The sequence below is a fragment of the Mycobacterium sp. genome (genome assembly GCF_035640695.1).
Classification (GTDB): Bacteria; Actinomycetota; Actinomycetes; order Mycobacteriales; family Mycobacteriaceae; genus Mycobacterium.
This window is the reverse complement of record NZ_DASQVQ010000182.1, coordinates 1-7,096: the sequence shown is the minus strand read 5'-3', so window position 1 is coordinate 7,096 and position 7,096 is coordinate 1. Positions and strand designations below refer to the sequence as shown.

Sequence of the window (7,096 nt, the reverse complement as noted above, 5' to 3'; positions counted from 1 at the left end):
AGGTTCGCGGGGGTGCCCAGCAGATAACCGTCCGCCTCCAGCATCTCGACCGGCGACACCGTGAGTGCCGGTCGCCGCACGACCTCAACGCCCTCGATCTCGGGGTCGGTGGCACCGGCCACCACCGCCTCGAACATCTCCTGGCAGTGCGGCGACGGCGTGTGATGCACGATGAGCAGACGTGGCACTAGGCAGCCTCCATCTCACCCGGCCGATCGGGGCGTTGCGACCTCGCTTCCCGGCCGATACAGGGCAAGTCACTTCCATGGCAAATGGTGGCGATGATCTTCTGGTCGATCACTTAGGCCACCGTGACGGCGATGTGCTCCTCGACGTCGAGCACGCCTGTCAGCCGGTGGTATTGGCGCCCGAAGATCGGAACCGGCCATGCGCTATCACTTGCCATAAGGCGCGGACGTCGAGTACCTCGGCTCGGGCAGTCCTACGGCGGTTCCCCCCGTACCAGATGCATTCTCACGATGCTGCCGCTTAGTGCCACCTTGCCTGGGAGCGGAGATTGACTGTTTACGAATGAATTATGCTGGCTCGCACCCGTGAACTCCGGCACCAGCCCGCTCAAGAGGACCTCTTTGCCTGCGAACTCGGCCGGCTCAAACATCACATCCGGAACTTCAGAAAACGGATTATCTCCAGGGAGATCGACGGTAACGCCGGGGGGAAAGCCAGCTTCCAGAAGAGATGCGAAAGGTCCAAACGCGTCCGGAGAACCGGTCAGGCGCTCGTAGGTTTGCTGAAGCGTGGTCCCGGCTGCTTGCACGATTTGCGCAAGACCGAAACCATGTTGGTTACGCAGATAATTGATGAACAGAGTGGCGCAGCCTATAGAGACGTAGTTCCGGTCGGTTGCTTCCGTCTGAGTCACCCAGTCCGGGCGCGTGCTGTTGAGCCAGTGGGAGGCCGAGGCGAAGCGACCAAGGCTCGCTGGATGCAACTCAGTTGCCAGCACGCGCGATAGCCCTTCCCCGGCGCTCGCTCCGCAATTCCAACCCTTTGCTTGAGCGGCCATTAATACCTCGCCGACCTCAGCACAGTTCAGGAAATTCTCCAGGTCACCGTCGGTTGCGTTATACGCAGCGCAGTGGATTCCCGTGGCCGCACAACCGTTGTGGTATGCGCCGAAGGTTCCGGGGTCGATGAAGACGCTGAACCGCCCCGTGCTCACGCCTCCGAAGAAACCGCGAAGCTGACCGAGATCCTGCTCGCAACGCCCCAATATCGCATCCGCGAGCGCTTGTCCGTTCGGGCCCAGAGTGGTGTCGTAGGAAACATCGAAATTCGCGGTGCTGCCGCGAAGCGTGTAAGCCGCAGGAGCAGCCGCGCTCAGCGGTTTGGCGCCACCCGGTTCAATGAGGACGGTTGCCGCTGGCGCAGACACGGACGATTCAGGGTGTTGAGACGACCGAGCCACTCGTACACCTCCCCCCGTGCTGACGTACACTCTCCGCCGCGCGAGCATGATCTTAGTCTGGGCGAGCGGTGCGCGCGTCGGTGATCGTCACCCCCAACTCGATGGTGCGCATGATTGTGTCGGCGACAACAGCGGGCGGGCAGCACGACCAGCAGCGTCTTGGTCATGGCTGCCGCTCCTGGGCGGCCTGCATCGCGACGGCCTTGCCCATTGCTTCGCGGGCGCGGCCGCGGTCACCGGCGTAGTCGTACGCGCGGGCCAGCCGGTACCACCGACGCCAGTTTTCCGGGTCAGCTTCGAGTTCGGCACGAACGGTCCGGAACAGCGCGTCGGCCGCCTCGCGCCGGATGCGGCCCGACGGCGTGCGCTCGAGCGTGCTGACGTCGAGCTCCATGCCTTCGTCGTGGATGATGCGGGCCAGCCGCTGGTGGGCGAACCCGGCGCGCAGGGTGGACAGCACCACCCAGATCCCGATCACCGGCAGGATCATCAGCGCCAGACCCAGGCCGATGGCGGCGGGGCGACCGGAGCCGATGAACGCCATCGCGATGCGGCCAAGAATCAGGAAGTACACCACCAGCGCCGCGCACATGAACGCGATCAGCAGCTGAGCGCGCAACACGCGGGGCTGCTGGCCGGTCACAGCCCGAGCAGCGGTTCGATGCCGACGGTCAGACCGGGGCGTTCCCGGATGCGGCGCACCGCCAACAGCACGCCGGGCACGAACGAGGTTCGGTCGATGCTGTCGTGGCGGATGGTCAACGTCTCCCCCTGCGTGCCCAGCAGCACCTCCTGATGCGCGACGAGCCCGGCGAGCCGCACCGAGTGCACGGGAATGCCGTCGACGTCGGCACCGCGCGCGCCCGGCAACGCCGCGGTGGTGGCGTCGGGATTGGGCGGCAAGTGTTTTCGCGCTTCGGCGATCAGCTTGGCGGTGCGCGCCGCGGTGCCCGACGGCGCGTCCGCCTTGTTCGGGTGGTGAAGCTCGATCACCTCGACCGACTCGAAGAACGGGGCGGCCTCCTTGGCGAACCGCATCGACAGAACCGCGCCGATCGCGAAGTTGGGGGCGATCAGGACCGACGTGTCGGGCCGGTCGGCGAGCCAGGCTTCGACCTGTTCCAGCCGTTGGTCGGTGAAGCCGGTGGTGCCGACGACGGCGTGGATCCCGTTGTCGACCAAGAACTTCAGGTTGTCCATCACGACGTCGGGATGGGTGAAGTCGATGACAACCTCGGTGTCGGAGTCGGGGAACCGGCTCAGCGGGTCTTCCGCATCCACCTCGGCCGACAGCGTCAGGTCGCCGGCGGCGCGCACGGCCGCCACCATCGTGGCGCCGACCTTGCCCTTGGCGCCCAGCACGCCGACTCGCATGGCTGGCAGCCTACTGCGGAGGCGAGGCGTCAGATCGGCGCGCCGCCGCGCAGGTGCTCGAAGATCAGCGAGGTCTGGGTGCCGGCAACATCGGGGTCTGCGTTCAGGTTCTCCACGACGAAGGACCGCAGGTCCTCGGTGTCGCGGGCGGCGACGTGCAGGAGAAAGTCGTCGGCGCCGGCCAGGAAATATACGTCGATCACCTGGGGTAGCTTGCGGATCTCCGCGATGAAGTGGCGGATCCGGCCGCGGGCGTTGGATTGCAGGCTCACCGATATCATCGCCTGCAGCGGCCGGCCGATCGCGACGGGATCCACGTCGGTGAAGAACCCGCGGATCACGCCGATCTCCTGCAGCCTGCGCACCCGGCCATGACACGTCGACGGTGCGATACCGACCATGTCGGCGAGCACGCTGTTCGGCACGCGCGCGTCGTCGTGCAGCGCATTGAGGATGCGCCGGTCGACGTAGTCGATTTGCGGGGGCCGAACATTCTTCGGTGGCCCCGGCGCGTCCGTTACAGATTCCGTTGATCCTTCCGGCATAACGCGAGGGTACCGAACAGACATCGGCGTCATTGCGCCCAGTCCGAATATTCTTCAAAATCTGGGTAGCACGTCAAGAATGAGGAGCGATCATGCGCGTCGGCATTCCGACCGAGATCAAAAACAACGAGTTTCGTGTGGCGATCACCCCGGCCGGAGTTGCCGAGCTGACCCGGCGCGGCCACCACGTGGTCATCCAGGCCGGTGCCGGCGCGGGGTCGTCGATTTCCGACACCGACTTCAAGGCCGCCGGTGCCGACATCATCACCGGCGCCGAGCAGGTCTGGGATCAGGCGGATCTGCTGCTGAAGGTCAAGGAGCCCATTGAGCCGGAGTACGCGCTGATGCGCCGCGGCCTGACGCTGTTCACGTATCTGCACCTCGCGGCGTCGGCGGCGTGCACCGACGCGCTGCTGCGCCCGGGCACGACATCGATCGCCTACGAGACCGTGCAGACACCCGACGGCGGGCTGCCGCTGCTTGCCCCGATGAGCGAGGTCGCCGGCAGGCTCGCGGCCCAGGTCGGCGCGTATCACCTGATGCGCAGCCACGGCGGTCGCGGCGTGTTGATGGGCGGCGTGCCCGGCGTGGCGCCCGCCGAGGTCGTCGTTATCGGCGGCGGCACTGCGGGTTACAACGCCGCGCGGGTGGCCAGCGGAATGGGCGCCGACGTCACGGTCTTCGACGTCAACATCAACAAGCTGCGCCAGCTCGACGGCGAGTTCGGCGGCCGCATCCAGACCCGCCACTCGTCGATGCTGGAGCTCGAGGCGGCGGTCAAGCGCGCCGACCTGGTGATCGGCGCCGTGCTGGTTCCGGGCGCCAAGGCTCCCAAGCTGGTGACGAACTCTACTGTCGCGCAGATGAAGTCGGGCGCGGTACTGGTCGACATCGCGATCGACCAGGGTGGCTGCTTCGAGGACTCCCGGCCCACCACTCATGACGATCCCACGTTCGAGGTGCACGACACGGTGTTCTACTGCGTTGCGAACATGCCCGGCTCGGTGCCGCGTACTTCGACGTTCGCGCTGACCAACGCGACGATGCCGTACGTGCTGAAGCTGGCCGACCGGGGTTGGCGCGACGCGTGCCGGGCGGACACCGCGCTGGCCAAGGGCCTGTCGACGCACGAAGGCGCGCTGCTCAATCAGCAGGTCGCCGCCGACCTCGGGCGCCCCTTCACCGACCCCGCCGCCGTGCTTGGCTGACGCGGCAGGCAATCCGCCATGAGCCAGCCCGCACTCGTGACACGATGAACGCGGGTGCGAGGAGAATCGCGTGTGTCGTTGGGTCGCCTACATGGGTAGCCCAATCACGCCAACGGAACTGCTGCACGATCCGCAACGGTCGCTGATCGAGCAAAGCCGTCGACACGCCCCCAACATGGCGCTGCCGAACGGCGACGGAACCGGGTTGGGCTGGTTTGACCACCGCGCTGAGCCGGCGCTGTTTCGCAGTATCACGCCGGCGTGGGGTGACGAAAACCTCTTCGAACTCGCCGCCGAAATTCGCAGTCCATTGTTTCTCGCCCATGTCCGCGCCAGCACCGGAACGCCGGTGCAGCAGACCAACTGTCACCCGTTCCGTTACCGCAACTGGCTATTTGTCCACAACGGATACGTTGCAAACTACGACGTGCTGCGCCGCGAGCTGCTGCTGGCCGTGCGCCCCGGCCTGTTCCCCCACATCCGCGGATCCACCGATTCGGAGCTGCTGTTTCACCTGGCATTGACATTCGGCCTGATCGAGGAGCCCATCGACGGGCTGGCGCGGATGGCCGGCTTCGTGGAAGCGACCGCCGAAGCGGCGGGCCTGCCGGAACCCGCACTCCAGATGACCATAGGGCTAACCGACGGCGTTCGGCTCTACGCCGTCCGCTACGCCAGCGGCTCCGAGGCGAACACCCTGTTCGTCAGCGAGGACGTCGCGTCGGTGCGCATGCTCTACCCGGAAAGCGAAAGGTTGCAGCACTTCAGCGACGACACCCGGGTCGTCGTCTCGGAACCGCTCGCCGATCTGCCCGGGCTCTGGCGGGAGGTGCCGGCAGGCACCGCCCTCGTCATCGGCGACGGCGTCGAGATGCGAACTTTCCAGCCCATGATTCCGCAGTTGTCGTAACGGCCCAGCGCAAACAAGCGGCGTGCGCATCGAACCGGCGCGGCGGCTATCGCGTGATGTCTGTAGAGGGGATGCAGAAATGACCATCTACAGGCTGACCGATCGCCTACACACCGGCCGCACGGTCCACGTCCGCGAGGACCAGATCGTCGCGACCGTGTCGGCGTGGCTGGCCGAGCTCGGGGCGTCCAGCCCACTGGTCGACGATCTCGGCCGCGCGGTGCGGAACCGCGATTGGCCGGCCGCGTACAAAATCGCCGAGTACCTCTCGGTGGACTTCACACGGGCAGCTTGAGGCGGGCAAAGATGACGATCTACACGTTGAGGGATCGGCTGCGCGGCGGCCGCACCGTTCGCGTCGGCGAAGACGAGATCGTCGCGACGGTGGCGGCGTGGCTCGCCGAGCTCGGTGTCCGCAGCCCGTTGGTCGAATCCCTGGGCTGGGCGCTGCGCCATGGCGACTGGCCGGCGGCGTACGTCATCGCGGACTTTCTGTCGGTCGACGTCGCGGTCGCGGCCTAGGCCGTCAGGCTCGATACCACCTTCGAAGTCGCCTCGGCCACAACGGCGTTCAGCGCCGCCGCGTGCGGGTCGCCGGACCGCGATTGCGACAGCACCGCCACGATGAAGCGTTCACCGTCCGGGCCGAAGACCATGCCGACGTCGTTGGTGGTGCCGTAGTCGCCGGAGCCCGTCTTGTCGGCGCTTGACCATCCCGGCGGCAGGCCGGCGCGGAAGCGCGCCGCCGACGTGAGGCTGCCGCGCATCCAGTCCTGGAGTTGGTCACGGCTCGGCTGCGACAGCACCGCACCGGCCAACAGGGCCCGAAGCCCGGTCGCGAACGCCGCGGCCGTCGTGGTGTCGCGAAGGTCAGCCGGCAGCGCGGAGTTCAACTCGGTCTCCCAACGGTCCAGCCGAGTCTGGTCGTCGCCGATCTCCCGCGCGAACGCGGTGATCGCCGGCGGGCCGCCGATGGTGCGCAGCAGGAGATTGCCCGCCGTGTTGTCGCTCTGCTGCAGCGCCGCGCGGCACAACTCGGCCAGGGTCAGCGTCGCACCGAGCGCCTGCTCGGTCACCGGGGAATTCGCGACGATGTCGGCCGACGCGACCGGTACCGCGGTGTCCAGCCGCGCCTCGCCACGGTCCACCATCTGCAGTACCCGGGCGCTGGCGTAGGCCTTGAACGTCGAGCACATCGCGAAGCGCTCACCGTCGCGGTAAGCCACCACGCGCGGCGAACCGAGGTCGGCGGCGAACACGCCCAACCGGGCGTTGTGCTTGTGCTCCAGCGCGGCGAATGCGTCGGCGGCCGAGTCGGCGAATGCCGTCGGCGCGCGATAAACCGCCGCCGCGCCGGCCAGCACCGCCGCGCCGGTCAGCAGTTGTCTGCGGGTCAATGCGGCCACGTGTCCCGGTTCTAGCACATCGCCGAAGCAACGCGATAATGACGAGTCCCTGGGCCGCGGGTGCCGTTAGAGCGATCGCAGCTGTTGGGGCAGTTGGCGTTTGGATCGATACGGCCCGAGCACCGCCGCGCCGTGCGGCTTGGTCAGCAGCTGACGCGCGACGGCGTTCACCTCGTCGACGGTGACCCGGTCGATCTCGGCCAAGGTGTGCCCGATGCTGCGGT

General features: G+C 67.0%; 9 protein-coding genes and 2 pseudogenes. 4 read left to right on the top strand and 7 right to left on the bottom strand.

The window, feature by feature from the left end; genetic code table 11:
* The 5 genes and pseudogenes from VE759_RS21365 to VE759_RS21345 all read right to left on the bottom strand — a co-directional run.
* A pseudogene (locus VE759_RS21365) lies at window positions 1-188 on the bottom strand (flavodoxin family protein); the annotation flags it as partial.
* A gap of 254 nt (window positions 189-442) precedes the next feature.
* Window positions 443-1,396 carry a hypothetical protein gene (locus VE759_RS21360; RefSeq protein WP_324936161.1) on the bottom strand — a complete coding sequence of 318 codons (954 nt, stop codon included), beginning with the start codon at window positions 1,394-1,396 and terminating at the stop codon, window positions 443-445.
* 196 nt (window positions 1,397-1,592) lie between these two features.
* Window positions 1,593-2,021: a hypothetical protein gene (locus VE759_RS21355; RefSeq protein WP_324936162.1), complete on the bottom strand. Its 429-nt coding sequence runs from the start codon at window positions 2,019-2,021 to the stop codon at window positions 1,593-1,595.
* A 47-nt stretch (window positions 2,022-2,068) separates the two neighbouring features.
* Window positions 2,069-2,803 (bottom strand): 4-hydroxy-tetrahydrodipicolinate reductase, encoded by a 735-nt coding sequence (gene dapB / locus VE759_RS21350; RefSeq protein ID WP_324936159.1) that lies wholly within the window; start codon window positions 2,801-2,803, stop codon window positions 2,069-2,071.
* Between the two features lie 29 nt (window positions 2,804-2,832).
* The gene (locus VE759_RS21345; RefSeq protein WP_324936157.1) at window positions 2,833-3,348 is read right to left on the bottom strand and encodes an Lrp/AsnC family transcriptional regulator; all 516 of its coding nucleotides are present in this window, start codon (window positions 3,346-3,348) and stop codon (window positions 2,833-2,835) included.
* Window positions 3,349-3,440: 92 nt separating this feature from the next.
* Here VE759_RS21345 and ald point away from each other — a divergent pair, with 92 nt between their 5' ends.
* From ald to VE759_RS21325, 4 genes are all read left to right on the top strand, one after another.
* Window positions 3,441-4,556 carry an alanine dehydrogenase gene (gene ald, locus VE759_RS21340; RefSeq protein ID WP_324936155.1) on the top strand — a complete coding sequence of 372 codons (1,116 nt, stop codon included), beginning with the start codon at window positions 3,441-3,443 and terminating at the stop codon, window positions 4,554-4,556.
* Window positions 4,557-4,626: 70 nt separating this feature from the next.
* A complete protein-coding gene (locus VE759_RS21335; RefSeq protein WP_324936154.1) occupies window positions 4,627-5,466 on the top strand; it encodes a class II glutamine amidotransferase in 840 nt (279 codons plus the stop codon).
* Window positions 5,467-5,545: 79 nt separating this feature from the next.
* Window positions 5,546-5,761: a hypothetical protein gene (locus VE759_RS21330; protein WP_324936152.1), complete on the top strand. Its 216-nt coding sequence runs from the start codon at window positions 5,546-5,548 to the stop codon at window positions 5,759-5,761.
* Window positions 5,762-5,772: 11 nt separating this feature from the next.
* Window positions 5,773-5,988 (top strand): hypothetical protein, encoded by a 216-nt coding sequence (locus VE759_RS21325; RefSeq protein ID WP_324936150.1) that lies wholly within the window; start codon window positions 5,773-5,775, stop codon window positions 5,986-5,988.
* Here VE759_RS21325 and bla read toward each other — a convergent pair.
* Window positions 5,985-6,872 (bottom strand): class A beta-lactamase, encoded by an 888-nt coding sequence (gene bla, locus VE759_RS21320; protein WP_324936148.1) that lies wholly within the window; start codon window positions 6,870-6,872, stop codon window positions 5,985-5,987. The two genes, VE759_RS21325 and bla, sit on opposite strands and share 4 nt — an antisense overlap.
* A 66-nt stretch (window positions 6,873-6,938) precedes the next feature.
* A pseudogene (locus VE759_RS21315) lies at window positions 6,939-7,096 on the bottom strand (insulinase family protein); the annotation flags it as partial.

Excerpts from the sequence above, each read along its gene's own strand:
- VE759_RS21355 (WP_324936162.1), bottom strand. The coding sequence starts at position 2,021 with ATGTGCGCGGCGCTGGTGGTGTACTTCCTGATTCTTGGCCGCATCGCG.
- dapB (WP_324936159.1), bottom strand. The coding sequence starts at position 2,803 with ATGCGAGTCGGCGTGCTGGGCGCCAAGGGCAAGGTCGGCGCCACGATG.
- VE759_RS21345 (WP_324936157.1), bottom strand. The coding sequence starts at position 3,348 with ATGCCGGAAGGATCAACGGAATCTGTAACGGACGCGCCGGGGCCACCG.
- ald (WP_324936155.1), top strand. The coding sequence starts at position 3,441 with ATGCGCGTCGGCATTCCGACCGAGATCAAAAACAACGAGTTTCGTGTG.
- VE759_RS21325 (WP_324936150.1), top strand. The coding sequence starts at position 5,773 with ATGACGATCTACACGTTGAGGGATCGGCTGCGCGGCGGCCGCACCGTT.
- VE759_RS21330 (WP_324936152.1), top strand. The coding sequence starts at position 5,546 with ATGACCATCTACAGGCTGACCGATCGCCTACACACCGGCCGCACGGTC.